Annotated in this window: 16 protein-coding genes and 3 pseudogenes; 10 read left to right on the top strand and 9 right to left on the bottom strand. The window is 48.3% G+C overall.

From position 1 onward, the window contains the following. Positions 1-93: 93 nt before the first annotated feature. From O9H85_RS04620 to O9H85_RS04590, 7 genes are all read left to right on the top strand, one after another. Positions 94-957 carry a carbohydrate ABC transporter permease gene (locus tag O9H85_RS04620; RefSeq protein ID WP_269880111.1) on the top strand — a complete coding sequence of 288 codons (864 nt, stop codon included), beginning with the start codon at positions 94-96 and terminating at the stop codon, positions 955-957. 44 nt (positions 958-1,001) lie between these two features. Beyond that, the gene (locus O9H85_RS04615; protein WP_269880110.1) at positions 1,002-2,555 is read left to right on the top strand and encodes an extracellular solute-binding protein; all 1,554 of its coding nucleotides are present in this window, start codon (positions 1,002-1,004) and stop codon (positions 2,553-2,555) included. Continuing rightward, entirely contained in the window at positions 2,534-3,508 is a 975-nt protein-coding gene (locus O9H85_RS04610) for an ABC transporter permease (RefSeq protein ID WP_269880109.1), read from the top strand. The genes O9H85_RS04615 and O9H85_RS04610 overlap by 22 nt, the downstream gene beginning before the upstream one ends. Positions 3,509-3,544: 36 nt before the next feature. Continuing rightward, positions 3,545-4,612, top strand: a complete 1,068-nt coding sequence (locus O9H85_RS04605) for a sulfatase/phosphatase domain-containing protein (RefSeq protein WP_269880108.1) — start codon at positions 3,545-3,547, stop codon at positions 4,610-4,612. A 3-nt stretch (positions 4,613-4,615) separates the two neighbouring features. Next, entirely contained in the window at positions 4,616-6,073 is a 1,458-nt protein-coding gene (locus O9H85_RS04600) for a sulfatase-like hydrolase/transferase (protein WP_269880107.1), read from the top strand. After that, on the top strand, positions 6,070-7,614 hold the full coding sequence (locus tag O9H85_RS04595; RefSeq protein ID WP_269880106.1) for a sulfatase-like hydrolase/transferase: 1,545 nt from the start codon (positions 6,070-6,072) through the stop codon (positions 7,612-7,614). Before O9H85_RS04600 ends, O9H85_RS04595 begins: the two co-directional genes overlap by 4 nt. A gap of 227 nt (positions 7,615-7,841) precedes the next feature. Next, positions 7,842-8,213 (top strand): TIM barrel protein, encoded by a 372-nt coding sequence (locus tag O9H85_RS04590; RefSeq protein WP_269880105.1) that lies wholly within the window; start codon positions 7,842-7,844, stop codon positions 8,211-8,213. A gap of 143 nt (positions 8,214-8,356) precedes the next feature. Here the strand turns inward: O9H85_RS04590 and O9H85_RS04585 are convergent. From O9H85_RS04585 to O9H85_RS37435, 9 genes and pseudogenes are all read right to left on the bottom strand, one after another. Beyond that, positions 8,357-8,905 (bottom strand): annotated as a pseudogene (locus O9H85_RS04585) (hypothetical protein); the annotation flags it as partial. 89 nt (positions 8,906-8,994) lie between these two features. Further along, on the bottom strand, positions 8,995-9,204 hold the full coding sequence (locus tag O9H85_RS37670; protein WP_409348104.1) for a hypothetical protein: 210 nt from the start codon (positions 9,202-9,204) through the stop codon (positions 8,995-8,997). Positions 9,205-9,598: 394 nt separating this feature from the next. Continuing rightward, positions 9,599-10,689, bottom strand: a pseudogene (serC, locus tag O9H85_RS04580) (3-phosphoserine/phosphohydroxythreonine transaminase). Positions 10,690-10,923: 234 nt separating this feature from the next. Then, entirely contained in the window at positions 10,924-12,030 is a 1,107-nt protein-coding gene (locus O9H85_RS04575; RefSeq protein ID WP_269880104.1) for an acyl-CoA dehydrogenase family protein, read from the bottom strand. An 18-nt stretch (positions 12,031-12,048) separates the two neighbouring features. Continuing rightward, complete coding sequence (locus O9H85_RS04570; protein ID WP_269880103.1) at positions 12,049-12,393, bottom strand: CBS domain-containing protein; 345 nt, start codon at positions 12,391-12,393, stop codon at positions 12,049-12,051. Between the two features lie 36 nt (positions 12,394-12,429). After that, complete coding sequence (locus O9H85_RS04565) at positions 12,430-13,293, bottom strand: formate/nitrite transporter family protein (RefSeq protein ID WP_269880102.1); 864 nt, start codon at positions 13,291-13,293, stop codon at positions 12,430-12,432. Between the two features lie 63 nt (positions 13,294-13,356). Further along, a complete protein-coding gene (locus O9H85_RS04560; RefSeq protein WP_269880101.1) occupies positions 13,357-13,908 on the bottom strand; it encodes a DUF4242 domain-containing protein in 552 nt (183 codons plus the stop codon). Between the two features lie 325 nt (positions 13,909-14,233). After that, complete coding sequence (locus tag O9H85_RS04555; protein ID WP_333474163.1) at positions 14,234-15,118, bottom strand: pyridoxal phosphate-dependent aminotransferase; 885 nt, start codon at positions 15,116-15,118, stop codon at positions 14,234-14,236. Next, positions 15,054-15,347: a hypothetical protein gene (locus O9H85_RS37435; RefSeq protein ID WP_333474162.1), complete on the bottom strand. Its 294-nt coding sequence runs from the start codon at positions 15,345-15,347 to the stop codon at positions 15,054-15,056. The genes O9H85_RS04555 and O9H85_RS37435 overlap by 65 nt, the downstream gene beginning before the upstream one ends. A 179-nt stretch (positions 15,348-15,526) precedes the next feature. On the opposite strand from O9H85_RS37435, the gene O9H85_RS04550 reads away from it, so the two are divergent. From O9H85_RS04550 to O9H85_RS04540, 3 genes and pseudogenes are all read left to right on the top strand, one after another. Next, entirely contained in the window at positions 15,527-16,219 is a 693-nt protein-coding gene (locus O9H85_RS04550) for a bifunctional 4-hydroxy-2-oxoglutarate aldolase/2-dehydro-3-deoxy-phosphogluconate aldolase (RefSeq protein WP_333474161.1), read from the top strand. A gap of 25 nt (positions 16,220-16,244) precedes the next feature. Beyond that, a pseudogene (locus O9H85_RS04545) lies at positions 16,245-17,033 on the top strand (aminotransferase class V-fold PLP-dependent enzyme); the annotation flags it as partial. A gap of 138 nt (positions 17,034-17,171) precedes the next feature. Further along, entirely contained in the window at positions 17,172-18,686 is a 1,515-nt protein-coding gene (locus O9H85_RS04540) for an aminotransferase class I/II-fold pyridoxal phosphate-dependent enzyme (protein ID WP_269880099.1), read from the top strand. The last annotated feature ends 31 nt before the right edge of the window (positions 18,687-18,717 follow it).

Here is an 18,717-nt window from a genome sequence, read left to right as displayed (position 1 = left end):
GTATGAGGAATAATACTGATTCTTGTTCTGCTGCAGCACATTCTATAACAATGGAATTATCCAGACTACAATGTTGTGAGAGGAGAACGCGAGGTGAGATTAAGAGATATTTTTGACAAGTGGTTCCCGGTTGTTAATACGGCCGGCCTGATGCTCATTGCTTTCATTACGTTATACCCATTCTGGCACGAGCTATCACTGTCCTTCAGCTCAGCTGAGGAGGCGACGGCGGGCGGGTTCTTTATATGGCCCCGCGGCTTTACGGCCAATGCTTACGTTGTGGTGCTGAAATCACATTATTTATGGACCGCTTATGCCAATTCGGCCTTCATCACCGTCATCGGCTCCACCCTCAGCACGCTGCTGACGGCATGCACCGCATACCCGCTGATTAAGCAGGGAATGCCCGGTAAAAATTTGGTGACCTTTCTGATTTTGTTCACGATGCTGTTTGGCGGAGGAATTATACCGAGTTATTTGCTGGTTAAGGAATTGGGGATGATTAACTCGTTATGGGCGCTCATGATCCCTAGTGCCATTTCGGCCTACAACGTTTTGGTCATGCGAAGCTTTTTTCAGTCGCTGCCTACGGAATTGGAGGAATCCGCCACAATGGACGGTGCGAGTCTTCTTCGCATCTTTGTCGGTATCATCATTCCACTTTCGCTGCCTGCCCTCGCCACTATCATGCTGTGGGAGGCGGTAGGCCAATGGAACAACTTCTTTAACGCCTTGATCTACTTGAATGACAGGGAAAAATATACGCTTCCGGTTCTGCTGCGAGACGTCATCAACGGACAGCAAATGGCGGAAAGGTCAGGCCAGTTTTCGAACACGACCACGGAATCGGTCATCGCCGCCACGGTCGTTCTCACACTGATTCCCATCCTTTGCGTATATCCTTTCTTGCAAAAGCATTTCACGAAAGGTGTCCTGATCGGCGCCGTCAAAATGTAAAGCGGTTAGCGCCGCGCAAACATGATTCAGGAGGAGACCCAACCATGCCGAAGCTTTGGAGTACCTTAAAGGGGATAACGGTTTTTACAGTTGCCGCGAGTCTAATTGCCTGCCAGGACAAACCTGCCGCCACGGATGCTGCCGGTTCGAACGCTGGAAACAGCGCCAAAATGGAAGATACGGTCACCTATAATTTGTTCTTTAACCGGGGAGAGCCCAATTATCCGCAGGACGGCGGAGAAGGGCGCAAAATGATGTTGGACGGCCTAAAGAAAGCCGGGATTACGGGAGCCGATTTCAAGGTGACGTTGGCCTCGGGGGACGAGTACTTTACGAAGCTGAACCTCATGGCCACATCCGGTACCTTACCCGATTATTTCAACGTTAACCTCGCGACATTGACGAAATTTGCCGATGAAGGCCTTATTTTGCCGCTTAACGATCTTTTACCCAAAATGCCGCACGCTTCTAAAATGTTTCGTCCACAGGATCTTGACGCCGGCACCATCGACGGGAAAATATACGGGCTGCCGAATGCATTCCGTCCGGAACCGATTAACGGCCCGGCGGGTGGATATGTCATTCGCAAGGATTGGCTGGACAATGTGGGACTTCCCATGCCGAGCACGCTCGATGAGTTTCACGAGGTATTGAAGGCGTTCACGACAAAGGATCCGGACCGGAACGGGAAAAACGATACGTACGGGTTAGGCGGCATGAAGCCGGAGAATACGGGAACGGCGGCCGGCTTCGAAGGGATCTTCGGTGCCTTCGGCGTGCATCCGAGCTATTGGCTGGAAAGACAAGGCTCCCTTAAGCAGGGGATGGTGCTGCCGGAGACCAAGCAGGCGCTGGCGGTTCTCCAGCAATGGTATAAAGAAGGGATTATCGACCCGGATTTCGTAACAGCCACCAGTAAGCAGCTTAACGAGAAGGTCATTAATTCCAAGATCGGAGTATGGAACGGTTCCGTATGGCCGCTTGATCCCGGTAATTCGGTGTACCGGTCGCTAAAGCAGACTGTACCGGGAATGTCGCTCCAGATGGTTCCGCCCCAGACCGGACCTAATGGAGCGAAGGGCTGGCCGGCCGGCGGAGCCGGTGGAACCTTCTATGTCATTTCCGCCAAAGCCAAAAACCCGGAGCTTCTGGCCAGAATGCTCGACTGGACGGCGTCCGACGATCCCGACGGCGGCCATATGCTGATTACTTACGGCGTGGAGGGCAAGGATTACACGTTTGACAAGCAGAAGAATCTTATTACTCAAACCAGTTCGGCGGATGATTTAACCATGATCGGTTTGTCCAACCCGGTGCAATTTATTAATGTCGTCGACCGGCGCTGGGCTTCCGAGCCTATTTTGAAAGGATTGGAAGTTACTGGACAAAACACCTTCATGGACCAATTTTCAAAAGCCGTTCCGGCGCAGCAGGAGTATCCGGACATCAACAAGCTGTGGATCGAGTATTTTGTCAAAATAGTCACAGGGGCGCTTCCGGTAGATAAATGGGATGAATTCGTTCAAAAGTATTACCAGCAGGGCGGAAAGAAAATCGAGGAGCAGGTTAACGCGGAATGGAAAAAATCAAAGAAATAAGTAACATCGACGAAAACGCTGGGAGAGCGCGGCCGGAAATGGCCGTCCTCCCGAAAACGCGGACCAATCGCCGGATTAATCTGTGGAACCGGTACAAATACTGTTATTTGCTTTTGCTGCCGGGCATCGTCTATTTCCTCTTATTTCATTATGTCCCTATGCTTGGCATGCTGATCGCTTTTAAGGATTACAAGATTACCAAAGGGATTCTCGGAAGCGAATGGGCCGGCTTTAAGTGGTTCGAGCTGTTGTTTGCCGCGGAGGATTTTTGGTTAGCGCTCAAAAACACGATCCTTATCAGCTTCTATAAGCTGATTTTCGGCTTTCCCGTTCCGATCGTCCTGGCTCTTCTTCTTAACGAGGTACTGAAGCCAAGCATGAAACGCATCATCCAAACGATCGTGTATTTCCCCCATTTTGTTTCATGGGTCATCCTTGGCGGCATCATGTTTACGCTGTTTTCCTCCAGCACGGGACTTCTTTCTCTATTCGGTCTGCATACTTCGCCGCTTACGCAGCCGGAAACGTTCCGCAGCGTGCTGGTCGCGTCCGACATATGGAAGGAAGCGGGCTGGGGAACGGTCATCTATATGGCAGCGATATCCGGCATTAACCCGGAGCTCTACGAGGCAGCCAGAATGGACGGAGCAAACCGTTTCGATGCGATGCGTTACGTGACGATTCCATCGATCCGAACGACGATTTATATTTTGCTCATTTTGAAAACCGGTCATATCTTAAACGCAGGCTTCGATCAAGTGTTCGTGCTTTATAACGCACTGGTGTATCAGGTTGCCGATATCCTGGATACGTATGTTTACCGGGTGGGCATTTCGGTGGGCCGGTTCTCGCTTGCCGCAGCCGCCGGATTGTTCAAATCAGTTGTCGGTCTCATGCTGGTTTTGGCGACGAACTGGATCATCCGAAGATTGGGCGGTCTAGGGTTATGGTAAGCGAGTGACGAATCGAAAGCAAAGGTGGTTTGGTCATTGGAAAAACAAGCTGGACCGAATATTGTTTTGGTTATACTGGACGGGGGAAGCATGGATGATTGGGATGATTCCTTGGGCTCATTGGAAGGTATTCGCTTCACCCAATGTTATGCTCAAAGTGAAGAGCTCACCCCGAGCTTCTGTTCGTTCATGACCGGCTGGTATCCGCATGTCAGAGGTCATCGTACGCCGGAATATCGGCTTGCTCCCACGGAGCCGTTCTTATTGAAGCAGCTGACGGAACGGGGCTTTGCCACCTGGTGGGGAGGGGATAATCCGGTTGTTGACGCGGAGGCGGAAAGCCGCGTCTGCACTGTCAGGTTTCGTCCGGAGCAGACGGAAGCATATGCTGAGGTGCTGGTTGATGGAGCCGTTAAATTTGTGGAGCAAGCGCAAAACAAGCCAATTTGCATATGCTTGACGCTGCGTGATGAGGTCGAACTGAGGACCGTTATAGGGCGGCTGACGGATGCGTGGAAGGCGGCGGGGGAATGGGATAATACGGCGTTATTCCTCTTTAGCGCACGAGGCCGGCGTAGTGCGGCTGCACGGGTTGACGGTTTCACTGCCGCTCACGTCCCGCTTCTTATCAAGTATCCCTCCTCTTGCACGGCGATTCCGGAGGAAGGGCAGCAGGTAGGTGCGCTCGTCGAATTGATCGATGTTTATGCAACTATTGCAGAGCTGGCCGGGCTTCCCCAGCGGCATACCCACTTTGGCAGGTCACTTTTACCAATCATTCAGGGCAAGGCGGAGCGTCACCGTGAACAGGTATTCTGCGAGGGAGGCTGCCTCGTCACCGAGCCGCACGCAGGCGGAAAGCTTGCTAGGGGAAAAAGCGTCATGCTCAGAACGGCAGAGTGGAAATTCATCAAGCGCTTAAATGAGCAGACCGAGCTTTACGACCTGTCTATCGATCCGAAGGAGCTGGTGAACCTTGCCGATGATCCGCAGTACGAATCCGTACGCAAGAAGCTGTTAAACCTGCTCGCCATACGGTACATGGAGACCATTGACGTTGTACCCTATGAACCGGTGATGCACAAATTGGAAGGGAGGCTGTAAGCGATGGCGCAATCGAAGCTGCCCAATCTCATTATTTTTATTTCCGATTCTTGGCGCGGCAAAGATGTAGGGTGCCTCGGCAATGAGGTAATTCGAACACCCAACGCTGTTGCACTGGCCGGCGAAGGAGTCGCGTTCTCTAATTGCTTCGTACAGAATACGGTATGTACTCCGAGCCGCTGCTCGTTTATGAGCGGAAGATATCCTCACGTCAAGGGACACCGTGTCCAGGAGCATAAACTTGTCGTAGCCGACGGAGACCCTGTCATCTTGAAGGAACTGAAGGATAAAGGCTATTATGTATGGTGCAACGGTATAGGCCCTGTCCAATGCGAGGACATCTCCGAATGCTGCTCGGAGCTGTTTGTTCCGGAGCCCGGCAGCTATCAGCCTTATTCAGGCCCTGTCATGGATGCGGAGCATCGCCTATTCTACTCCTTTTACCGCGGCAAGGCGGGTGACGAACCGATGGTGACCCGCGATGACGCGATCGTCCAGGGCGCGATAAACTTTTTGAACAGCAAACCGCAGGAGCCGTTCTGTCTATTCATTAACTTGGCTGCACCGCACCCGCCGTTCCGCGTGGAGGAACCGTATTTCTCGATGTATGACCGGGACAAGCTGCCGCCCATTATTCCCCAGCCGGAGCCCGGCACGAAATCCGCTTTTCTGGATAAAGTGCGCGATCGTATGGGACTTGACCGGCTGAGCGAGGGGGAGCTGAAGGAGATTTTGGCCGTCTACTACGGGATGATTACGAAGGTGGATGCTTCGCTGGGAAGATTGACTGAGGCCGTTAGGCTTAACGGCTATTGGGATGACTCCGCGGTATTTTTGTTCAGTGACCATGGGGAATATGCCGGTGATTACCGGATGGTGGAAAAGTCGCAGAACAACTTTGACGACAGCCTCAGCAAAGTGCCGCTGATTATAAAATATCCGTCGTCGATCTCAATTCCGATAAGAGAGCGGCCCGTAGATGCGCTGGTCGAGATGCTCGATTTCTATGCGACGGTCGCGGAGCTCGCCGAGCTGCCGAACCGCCATACCACATTCAGCAAATCGCTTGTTCCCGTAAGCCAAGGACTGGCGGACGAGCATCGCGAAGTCGTGTTTTGCGAGGGCGGGGCTCTCGCGTATGAGCCGCATACGCACGAACCGAACGGCCTCAAGCCCGGGGCCCAATACTGGCCTCGGGTCGGAGCGCAGAACGATTATCCGGAGCTGCACGGTAAAGTGGTGATGGCGAGAACCAAGACCTTTAAGTATGTGAAACGGCTGTACGAACGGGATGAGCTGTATGATCTGACGAAGGATCCGGACGAGCTTCACAATCTGATCGAGGACGAAGATTATGAAGGAGTGAGACAGGAACTGCTGGAACGGTTGGTTGATTGGTACATGGAAACGGCGGATGCGGTGCCTTTTCCAAATAAACTGAATCCGGAAGGTATGAAATGAAAACGACCCCGAATATCATATTGATTTATGCCGATGATCTCGGTAGAGGCATGCTGAGCTGCTATGGACAAAAGCTGATCACCACCCCCAACATCGACAGGTTGGCTTCGGAAGGTATGAGGTTAACCCAAGCCTATGGCTGCGCATTTTGCGCTCCAGCCAGAGCGAGCTTGCTGTGTGGGGTGCACGATGCCCATGCCGGCCGGTGGACCTTCAATAAGGCCGGTGTCTACATGGAACTGGATAAGGGAAACATGAGCTTGGAGCAAATTTATGAACTTATCCATAACACCGGAATTCAGGGAGGGCCGGAGGACGTCTATTTGCCTCAAATTGCCAAGCAGGCAGGGTATGTCACCGGACAGATCGGTAAGCTGGAGTGGGGCTTTGCAACGACCGGCGACGAGCTGGCTCGGCACGGCTGGGACTATCATTACGGAGATTACGATCATCAACGTTGTCATGGGTATTATCCGACCTTTCTTTTCGAGAATGGAAAGGCGGTGCCTATAGATGGAAACACGTATGTGAACTGCGGGGCGAGGCGGAGCGCCTTCGAAAACGGCGAACGGATCGACATGACCGGAAGAAAAGTCTACTCCCAGGACTTGTATGACCGAAAAATAGTGGAGTTCATCCGGCAAAACAAGGACCGGCCATTTTTTCTGTATCATCCGTCACAGCTTCCCCACGGCCCAGTTTTTTATCCGCAAATTCACCCTTCCGTGAAGGAACATCCGGAATTAACGGATATCGAGAAGGAGTACGCATCTATGGTATTGCGGCTCGATCAGACCGTAGGAACTATTCTGGATGAGTTGGATGCTTTGGATCTTGCTCAGCAGACGATTATTATTTTCTGTTCGGATAATGGGCATACGTTGGCCTATTCACAGCCTAGCCGGGTTTCGGGGCAAGTGATGCTCAACGGCACGCCGATCGATAATGTGCATACCAAGTTTCATTCAGATACTTGTGGCGATATTTTCGACGGAAATAACGGCATGGCCGGGCTCAAGCTGACCAGTTGGGAAGGTGGCGTCAAGATCCCTTACTTAATTCGCTGGCCCGGACATATTAATCCTCATACGGTGAGCGATAGACTTATAGCCAACTATGACCTAATGCCTACGTTTGCCGAACTGCTCGGGCAGCCGATGCCTCCTAATAAAGACGGCGTTTCGTTTGCTTCGATATGGACCAGCGAGGGCTGCAGAGCAGCTGAGGAGCATGAATATATTGTATATTCCAGCTACTTGGGGCCTGCCATCATCTCGAGAGACGGTTGGAAACTGCGATGCGTTGTGAATATGGATAAATATAAAATCGGTCCGTTCGGGGCTTTTCTCGAGCAGATGGACGAAGCCATAGATTATCAGTTGTATCAAATCACAACGGATTACCGGGAGGAGCAAAATGTGGCCGCGCATTATCCGTACAAGGTGTCGGAGCTTAGACAAAAGCTGATCAAGGAGTGTGACGGCAATTTACTCAACGGCACGCCGCAGGCGCATTTCGCTTTTTATGGGATGCCGGTTTAAAATCCTTGTGTTAGTTACATTAGGTGGGTTGCTTGAAGTTTCATCTGTATAGGTAGTTTGATATATAAATACAATGAGATTAAAAAATTTGGTACCCGTTTGTTGGGCTGTTATGTGAAGCCGAAGACCATATGGGTTGATTTTATGTGCGAGGTGCGCATAAATCCACTCATGGGTCTTTTTTTTGCGCTCTTTTTACTATGAAAAGGAGGAAGAAGAATGGCACTATGCGTTACGAGGACATCTTTGCGACAGCTAAGGAACTTGGAATCGATGGGGTAGAGATCGTCCATTTTGATGGCCCGCTGAATATGGACGTGACCGCTGAAATTATCGAAGCTGCCTCGAAAACCGGGCTTCTGCCCAGTGCCGTATGTGGAAGTTATCGCCATTGGATCGGAGATTTCGACACAAACCGGCGTCTGGACGCTGTGAAGGGCATTTGCACCTCTCTGGTCTACGTGCAGGAGATGGGAGCACAGGGGCACATCGCCCCAGCAGCATTCGGCATGTTCTCGCGCCGGCTGCCTCCGTTTCAGCCGCCCCGGGAAAAAGCGGAAGACGAGGATGCTCTGATCGACTATCCGGAAATCGGATAATGAGTTTTATAAGGCGAAGCGGTAAAACATTTCAAGTTAAAGAGGCAGCTTGCCGGTGTAGGCAAGCTGCTTCAGTATAAACGAAGGCAGGCACATAAATTGGACGGCTCATTAAATTGGTCGAGGATAAAATAAATTCCCTAAACTGCAAGTTGTGGGTATCCAGCAATCCAAACTAGACTGATCCAAATGATGTTGAGCAAAACATATATAATCATGTATTTGATATTGACCTGTACTTTCTGTTCAAGTCCCTTATGAATACCAACTGCCAGCACCCCAAGCATCAGCACCAATGTCAATACGACAACTGATAGAATGAAAGTCCATTCGGTTGCATTTATCACCAGAGGTAACAATCCCGTTGCGATAGAAGGTGCCAGGCTCGTCCGGATTAGACTTAAAACAAACATGATAAGCACCAAGGTTAGAATAACCTTTCCTACATACGCCATGTTTAATTGGTTAACTGCAAAACCAATAACAGCAGTCAACGACGGAGCAATAAAAATCTTAAATGGCTGCTTGATCCATCCTGGTTCTCTGTATACCCACATACCTACCGCCATAGCTGCAATTTCAGGCAAAATGACTTCACGATCATCCAGCCATACAGCAGATGCCACCATCAATAAAACCAGTACAAAGGCAACAATATAAGAAAGCACCGTTTCTTTCTTAGAAACAATCATTATTCGTGTCAACTCACTTTTCTATTCATAATAAAACAAGGGGTGAGTTATTGGTATCTGCCGCAGCTTTTAATCACTCAGTTCCCGAATCAACCAAGATAGTCTTTTCCATTCTTCCACGCCAGGTGCCGCGGCCGGTCCAGCTTCCGTTCGACTCGCGTTTCTACTTCGTTCCTAAACCAATCCAAGCCTTTCCGCTCAATGAGATACTTCATACGAACCAAACGTCTGTTTGCCCGATCACCGAAGTCCCGTTCAATCGTTACGATCGCAACACATGTATCGAGAATGGTATCCACAGCTTCAGTCCGTGAAAAATAGCATAGCGGACTGGCCAGTCTTGGATAGGTATCCTGATCGATAACCAACCATGACCGTATACCCTTCTATATGTCCTTCTTTCACATGATTGTGGATCTTGAGTACTCAGGGGTTATCATAAACTTACAATTGTAAGGGGAGCATCAATCGCTCCCTCAATCAACTACGAGTTACTCTGTCTTAAGGTACCTCTGTGGCCCTGTTGATGCCGAATTGTGGAACAATTCTAAGGGATTATGGAATTTCACAGTCCCACCCGCCGCGCCGTCGATGCGTCCCAAACTGGGCTCTATCCTTACCGTAAAACATGAACTTTATGGTAAGCAGCGCGCAGTAAAAAGGTTGGATACCGTGAACTCCAACCTTATGATTTTAACAATAGTGTCTTTGGAATTCTTTCATGAATTCAGTTAGTGCCTTACAGGCTTCATAAGGTAAGGCATTGTAGACGGAGGCACGAATATGTCCGAAGCTTCGGTATCCTTCTAATCCGAGCATTCGCTGCTCGTTTGCTTCCTGAATGAATCTTTTCTCCAACTCGTTGTTCTTCATTTTGAATGTAATGTTCATCAGTGAACGGCTGGCCGGTCGAGCCATTCCTTGATAAAAACCGTAACTCTGATCAATGGTCTCATAGATCAGCCGCGCTTTTTCTACATTTCGTTTCTCAATAAAGTCCAATCCTCCGTTACGTTTAATCCACTTTAATACAAGATTCACCAAATAAATGATATAGACAGGCGGAGTGTTGTAGAGAGAATTATGTTTGACGTAGGTATGATAGTCCAGTATGGCAGGCAATGAAGCCCTTTGTTGTTGAAGCATTTCTTCATGCAAAATAACAATAGTGACTCCTGCAGGACCAAGATTTTTTTGAGCACCGGCATAAATGACAGCGAATTTCGAGATATTAAGCGGACGAGAGAGGATGTCGCTGGACATGTCAGCGATGACCGGAACACCCGGAACAATGGGAAAGTAATGAAACTGTGTTCCATTCACGGTTTCATTTGAAGTGATGTGTAAATAAGCATCCGTTTGTTTGTCTACTTGTATATCTTGGGGTGAAGGCATTTCGCTGAAGCCGGTTGCTTTTCCAGAATAAGAGACATAAACGTTGCCAATTTTACGGGCTTCCTCAATGGCTTTCTCAGCCCAAAGACCGGTATGGATATAATTGGCTTTCTTGCGGTGAGTGGAAAATTCATAGGGATCATGGAAAATTGCAAACTGGCGCCACCAGGCAGAAACAGCACATGGTACTCATCTGGCAGTTGAAGCAACTCTTTAAATAAAAGTTGTGTCTCATAATGGATTTCTTCATAAGCTGGCGAACGATGTGAAATCTCCATCAAGGAAAGTCCAATTGATTTGTAATCGGTCATTTCCGCTTGAGCTTGTTCCAATACTTCTTGCGGAAGCACAGCCGGCCCGGCATAAAAATTGTGGGACCGTTTAGACATGTATTCAACCCCTTTGTCCTAGTGGATTCAATGAAATTAATTTAAATGATTCAACGAAGTCCGTAACCTGCCAAGCCTTAAGCTTTTTTCACCAACCACTTTACGAAAGCAACAGCGGGTAGGTCTTTCGTTATACAGGACGGAACCAACCATGGATCAATTGGGCAAATAAAATGAAAAAGCAAGTCGTGATTTTGCTTTTGCATACACACGACTTGCCAATGAGTATTTATTCTACCATCTATTATAGTTATCCAGCACTTTTCTAAAGTTAGGCTTGAATCCCCAACCGTCTTTCAGAAGTTTCTCCAACTGTTTGACCGCCGGGGTAACAATAGCGATAAAGTGAGCTTCTCGCAGTCGTCTGGCCGCATCACTCCGTCTAACATAACCCGCACCGCCATAATGTAAGAAGGCGGCATTGGCTGCTTCCAATGCTAAATAGGACCCGTTCAGCCGAACTCGCAGGATTTCGTTCATCACATCGTCGGATGGATGTTTGGCCAACCGGTAGGCCTGTTCCCGCAGTGTTTCCCATTGCTGTTTAATCTCTTCAGGCTGCTTTGGAAGGTACTGATTCGCCTCGCCTTGCCGATTCTTCAATCTTTCCATGCCGTTAACAGCAGCTTTTATTAGACCAAGAGCCATTCCGGTTTGTGTCAATACGAACTCTGCTCTTATTTTTTTCATGAATTCATCCGCGTTTCCGGAAAGAATCCATTCGAAAGGAATAAACACATCATCAAAATGACAGCTATACGTTGCACTTCCGTTTATCCCCATAAAATCTGTACGTTCCGTCAGGGTTAAACCTTCAGCATTGCAATTGATTAGAGCCATGATCCGATGCGTGGCATCTAATTCAGCGATTATGCCAAACCAGTGATCTGGCCCTAAATTAGAAACGAATGGAAGCGTGCCTGAGATCCAATAACCTCCAGGAGTTTGTTTTGCTTTCAGCCGGATAGACTCCATTCCCGCGTAGAACTTCATAGGGTTGGATAATCCTGTAGCCCCTAATAAATCTCCATTTTCCAGTGATGGCAGGATTTTTTCCTGCAGATATGAACTTTGCCCATTTCTAACATAAGTGATGGATGTAACATGGCACCAAATGGAAAATGCAGTAGAATTACATATTGATCCCACTTCCTCGATTAGCTGCAGCTTTTTCTCCGCAATCTCGCCAGAGGTTAAACCATCATTCGAATAGAACCCCGCTTTTCCGAGCCCCTGTATAAAATCCCGTGGGTATACCGAATCCTCATCTATTGTCCTAACCATTTTTTGAAGACACTGCAACAACGCTTCTTTTACCTCGTGGTTTCGAATGGATAACACTTTATCACCCCCTACCCTTTATTTGAACTTATGAACTCCCAAAGGAATGTGCTTGGGACCAATAATGCCGACTAAATTACTCTCTTCATCCTCTACCCCGACATAAGGAATTCCTTCTGATAATATCTTCTTAACTTCCGCGATGGGGGTATGTTGTTTAACCCGCCATTTCGGCAATGCTCCCAGATTTCGTGCATTTGGGGTGAAAGGCTCGCTCACATCCTGTGCCTTCAAGTGATCATTGCTGTTTCCCCAAGGGAAATGTGGGTATTTTTTATGAAAAGTTGAAACGCTTATGATGCAAAACAAGATTCCTATTGCAAATAGAACCCACGGCCAAGGATTCCAAATGGCATAATCCATTTTTACATCTCACTTTCGGAAAAACGCGACATCCGATTATTTCGGAAGCCGCGCCCATTTTTGCAAACGATTAATTGAGGTTTGATAGATAAATATGACCCTTTGTGGATCAGATATAAAATGAAGAATAAGCCCGACAAAAATAGTTCCACCAATATAGTTTCCCATTAAGGTAAAAAGCTGATTATGCGCCCAACCGTATCGGGCAAACCCCCAAGAAAGCTCTGCATTGGGGCCCGCAGCCGCCAGACTAGTATGTGTAATCTTGGTGAATATCGGTTGCTGCAGGATGGGTAATGCAAGGAAACCAATATTGGCGATACAGTGTTCCGTCATTCCAGCGACAAACGCAAGTGGTCCGTAAAACGCAAGCAGGATCTTACCTACATCCGTGCGTGCCTTGAAGTAAAGCATTACCGCCGTCTGAAGCATCCAGGTGCAAAGGCATCCCATCGCAAAAATCTGCAAATCGGTCATGCCTGTTTTTCCCACAGCAATCTGGTGAGCGCGGGATAACCACGGTGCGGCAAGGTAATTGCTTCCACCTATAAAAACCAGCAGGGAAACCATCAAGCTGCCGACGGCATTGCCCAGATAACTAACCAGGTTCATCCAGAAATATTGTCCCCATGTAATTCTGCGGTGAATAATCCCCAGAAAACCAATAACCATGTCTGCGGTAATGAGGCTTGCGCCAGAAACCATAATGATCACTAGCGAAAACCCAAATACCAATCCCATCATGAGGTTCGCAAGACCAGGCCAAGGAATTCCCGTACTAACCGATAAGGCTAAAATGGCGCCAAAAGCAACCATGGCTCCACCCATAATCGATTGAACGAAAAATGCCGCTGGACGGTTTTTGAATTTAGAGTATTTTTCACTGCACAGTTCGGCCATGGTAACAACTAGCTCTTCAATGGTGCTAGGTGTGAAGTTATTCATCAATTTACCAGGGATCAGTTATTTCTGATCTTTATCCGGAGTTACACTAATGGTTTCGGTAAGTGCATCAATCGGAGCGCCCACCGCATCGCGGGCTTTTTGGATCGATGCTGCATCCGGTGCGTTATATAGGCACACGCATTTAGTCATATCTTCGCAAACATAGGTACGTTCGAAAGAAACTTCGGGCACCTCTGCATAATGAACAGACTTTTCTTTCTTCCTAGCCAAATAGGCATCCATAGTCAGACCTTCTGGAAGATTCCATTCTACCAAGTAACGAATGGCTCCTGCGTTTTTGCGGACTTCTTCCAGTTCTTGTCCAACCAAGCGAACCGGTTTAACTAAAGTTACAGGTATCTGGCTCTTGCCTAAGATATCCCGTACTGCCGCTTGATTATCGGCTTCCAAAACAAAGAAGGCCCGAATAAGATCACTGGCCACTTGCACTTCAATCAAAGAGGCTTCATTTGCTCCCGCTTGCTGTGAAACAGCTGCCGCCGCTTGTTCCAACGTTGCCTTTTCGCGCAGCTCCTTTGGTAATATAGACTCCGCTAAATAAAGTGCCATTATAAAAACCTCCTCAAAAATTTGTAAACCCATCGGTTTACTGTATTTGTATTACTGTAAGTATCATATAACCTACTTAACGAAATATCGCCATCCAATAGCTGATTTATTGGACCATCCAATTATATAAAGCGCCTCTCGTGATTACTTGTCTCCCAATGTGATAGGTTTTTGTTTAATGCCAGATATGTGAAAGGGGAATTATCGTGAATCTGTTTGATCGTCAAGACAGATGGCTGATGCGCCTTTGTTTCGGTATCGCTTTTTTGCTATTGCTCTCCATGATCAGATTTTCGTTTAAATGACTCCTGAATCTGCGATGAAACTACAAATGATGGTGTAAAATTTCAGTTAATTCGTGAACAAAGACCGAGTTTTCTTCTTCCTTTCCCACCGAAACACGAATATGGTGCGGCAGATTCCATATTCCTCCGAAACGAACAATAATTCCTTTGGTCAATAATTGCTCATAAACAGATTTTGCGCCTGAACCAAGATCAACCAGCACAAAATTGCTCATGCTTTCAATGAACGGCAGGCGGAGATCCCGGAATGAACGATATAGCTGCGTTTTGCCTTGCATATTTACTTCCAAGGACAAGCGTACATGCTCATCATCGTGAAGGGCAGCCGCTGCGGCAGCTTGAGCCAATGCATTGACATTAAAAGGTTCTTTTACTTTGAGTATGTGCTGAATGATAGACTCTGGAGCCGTCCCAAAACCAACTCTTAATCCTGCCAAACCGTATATTTTTGAAAAAGTCTGAAGTACGACAATCGGATATCCCGCACGAACAAACTCCAGTCCGTTCGTGTAGTCGTCAGCTGTAGCGTATTGACTGTAAGCTGCATCAAATAGCACAAGGATATGTTTGGGTAGTATACCGAGCAGATGATGCAAAACGGATTTCGAGAGATAGGTGCCTGTCGGGTTATTGGGCGAACAGATGCAGAGCATTTTGGTTCGTTCCGTAACCGCGTTTACGATGGCATCCAGATCGAAGGCATACGACTCTCCGAGCGGTACGGTAACGATATTGGCCCCCATAAGATGTGCCCCGAATTCATATTCGCTAAATGTAGGAGCAGGCACGATGATTTCATCGCCTGGCTCAAGAAATGCCTCGGATACTAGCGTAATAAGCTCATCCCCGCCATTGCTGATGATGAATTGTTCCGGGTGCCATCCCAAGTTTTGCGGCAATAACACGTCGCAAGTTCGATGTGCTTGAATCCGGATAACGGTGAACGTCCGATAATGAACATACGATGGCCTCTAATGCTTTTGGAGAAGGGCCCAATGGGTTCTCGTTTGAAGCCAGCTTGATGACTTTAGATAAACCCAACTCGTCTTGAAGCTCCCAAATAGGCTTTCCCGGAGCATAAGGAGTAATGTTTTGCAGAGTCTTCCGTGCCTTGACCTTCGTGATTTCCTTCATAACCAAATCTCCTCGAATGTAAATTCATCAGGCTTCTCATGTTCTTGCATTAATGTAAAACGTCCCTCCCGGAAAGTAACCATCCAATCTGACTTACTTTAGACAATCCAGTTTCGAAGATCATTCCTTTCATGCAATGGTTGGCGCAAAAAAATAAAGAATGGATGGTTACGGTTTGCATGAAAACCATTACGATCGGGTTGAAAACAGTCATGAAGCCAAGGGGACAGGGGTTGAACGAGATGGACATACTGGACGCTTTGAGAAAGGAAAAAATAATGGCTATGATCCGAGGTTTGCAACCGGACGATTCGGATCGGGTTATCGATGCTTTGGTCCGGGGAGGCATTCGATTCATTGAAGTGACGACAAATACAGAAGGGGTTTATACGCTGGTCTCCCGCTGGAGAAAGGAATATGGCAATGATGTAGTGATTGGTGTTGGAACGGTGCTTGATGTCGAGATGGCTAAGAAAGCTGTTGATGCCGGGGCACAATTTCTCGTCTCGCCTAATTTGGATGAGGAAGTCATTGAATACGGGGCCCGGCAGCTGGTCGATGTTTATCCCGGTGTCATGACACCGACGGAGATGGTCAAAGCGGTAAAAGCGGGTGCCAAAGCGGTCAAGGTGTTCCCTATGGGATCGCTCGGCGGTGCTTCCTATTTGAGGGAAGTTCGCGCTCCGCTGGATCGTATTCCGATGATTGCGTCAGGCAGCGTCGGTTTGCACAATATTCGCGAAGTGATTGACGCAGGGGCTTTCGCAGTAGGCATGGGCGGGAATTTGGTGAATAAAAAATGGATTGAAGAGGGAAATTACGCCGCAATAACGGAACTGGCACGCGCATGCGTCATCGCAATCACTGGATAGCTTTTAATGAAAGGAGGAGGGAAGTATGGACGTCTCCGAAGTACGCAAATGTTTTCCTATTTTAAACCAACAAGTCAATGGACACCCCCTCACCTATTTGGACAGCGCAGCATCATCGCAAAAACCGATTCAGGTCATCGACGCACTCAAGCATTATTACGAATGGGACAATGCCAACGTTCATAGAGGGGTTCATACATTGGGATCGCGTGCAACCGACGCCTATGAACTGGCACGAGCTAAGGTTGCCCAGTTTATTCAAGCCCATTCGGAGCGGGAAATCGTCTTCACCAGGGGAACCACGACGGCCATTAACCTGGTTGGGGGCAGCTTTGCCAGGGAGATCTGCGAAGCAGGAGACGAGATCGTAATTACCCCGATGGAACATCACAGCAATCTGATTCCTTGGCAGCAAGTAGCTGCTGCGACCGGTGCCGTACTGAAGTTTATTCCTTTGCAGGCGGACGGCTCGATTGCAATGCAAGATGTTAAAGATACGCTTACAAACCGAACGAAAATCGTGGCTTTCTCCCATGTTTCCAACGTTCTCGGTGCAATCAATCCGGTGAAAGAAATAACAAAACTTGCTCACCTTCATGGCGCAGTTGTTTTTGTGGATGGCGCGCAGAGCATTCCCCACCTGCCGGTGGATGTACAGGAGTTGGATTGCGATTTTTATGCTTTCTCCGGCCATAAGATGTGCGGTCCTACCGGTATTGGCGTGTTATATGGAAAAGATAAGCTTTTGCAGTTGATGGAACCGATTGAATTTGGAGGAGAAATGATCGACCACGTAGATCTAGGGTCGGCAACTGTTCGCGTGAGTTTCTATTTATACAATACGAGAGAAGATGTCGATAGGCTGATCTATGCCGTTCTTGAAACGAAGAAGTTCTTTTCAGAAGAAGGCGGCAGCAGCGATCGCTTTGTTCTTTGAAAGGATAGATTTAGCATGGACCAGCATAGTACGCCGTTATTCACGGCACTGCAGCAACACGCCGCAAGCGACCCGCTTCAATTCCACATTCCGGGCCATAAGAAAGGAAGAGGAATGGACCCGGAATTTCGGGCCTTTGTAGGTGACAATGCCTTATCCATTGATCTGATCAATATCGTTCCGCTAGACGATCTTCATCAGCCATCCGGCGTGATACGGGAGGCGGAGAATCTCGCGGCAGACGCCTTTGGCGCGGATCATACATTGTTTTCCGTACAAGGGACGACAGGGGCCATTATGACGATGATTATGTCCGTCTGTTCGCCGGGCGACAAAATCATAGTGCCCCGCAATGCGCATAAATCCATTTTATCCGCCGTTATCTTTGCAGGAGCTACACCCGTATGGGTTTATCCGGAGAAGGACGACCGGCTTGGCATCGAGCACGGCGTGACAAAGGAGTCGATTCGGCAAGCCATAAATCGGAATCCGGATGTAAAAGCCGTGCTGCTCATCAACCCGACTTATTACGGTACCAGCATCGATTTGCTTCACATGGTCGAGCTTATTCACAGCTATGACATCCCCGTGCTGGTGGATGAAGCACACGGGACGCTTCTCCATTTTCACGAGCAGCTGCCCATGTCCGCGATGCAAGCGGGTGCGGATATGGCGGCAACCAGTGTCCATAAACTCGGAGGCTCGATGACGCAGAGTTCGATTCTGAATGTCAAAGGCAATCGCGTGAGCATAAAAAAAATTCGTTCACTCATGAGCATGCTGACGACCACCTCGACCTCTTATTTGCTGCTTGCTTCGCTCGATGCCGCCAGAAGGCAGTTAGCCCTGCATGGACAAGCATTGGCGGCACAAGCGATCCGTTTGGCCCATTATGCCCGGCGCCATATCAATGAGATTCCCGGACTCTATTGCTATGGAGATGAAATATGTGAAACGGATGGTGTTTTTCATTACGATCCAACCAAGCTTTGCATTCATCTGGAACAGATGAATATGACCGGATACGCAGCAGAGCAATGGCTAAGGGAGACACACAATATTGAGGTAGAGCTCAGCGATTTGACGAATATTTTGTGTCTAATCACACTGGGAGATACGGAGCGAGAAGTAAACCAATTGCTTCACGCCTTGCGGCATATGTCTGCTGCTTTCATCGATCATGAAGCAGTCCAAGATCGTGCCCATACCGCTGTTGTTCCCGCAGCTTCACGCTTTTTATTGTCGCCAAGAGAAGCCTTTTACGAAAACACAGAAAATGTATTGCTTGAACAATCTTGCGGTCTTATTATCGCCGAATTCATTTACGTTTATCCCCCTGGAATTCCGATACTGATGCCCGGACAAATCATAACCCAGGAAATCGTGGATTATATTATGCGTCATCTGGAGGCCGGCTTGCCGGTTAAAGGACCGGAGGATCCGAACATCCAAGAGGTCAAGGTTGTCGCTGCCAATCGACAATCGGATGAGGCGATTGGCAGAAGCTCCAGATATATCATTCCGGATTGACAGAAGGGTGATGATGATTCAATTGTTGGAG

It is taken from the genome of Paenibacillus gyeongsangnamensis (assembly GCF_027533625.1).
In the GTDB taxonomy this organism is placed as follows: Bacteria; Bacillota; Bacilli; order Paenibacillales; family NBRC-103111; genus Paenibacillus_G; species Paenibacillus_G gyeongsangnamensis.
The sequence above is the reverse complement of the archived record's forward strand: the minus strand, read 5'-3'. Positions and strand labels throughout refer to the sequence as shown.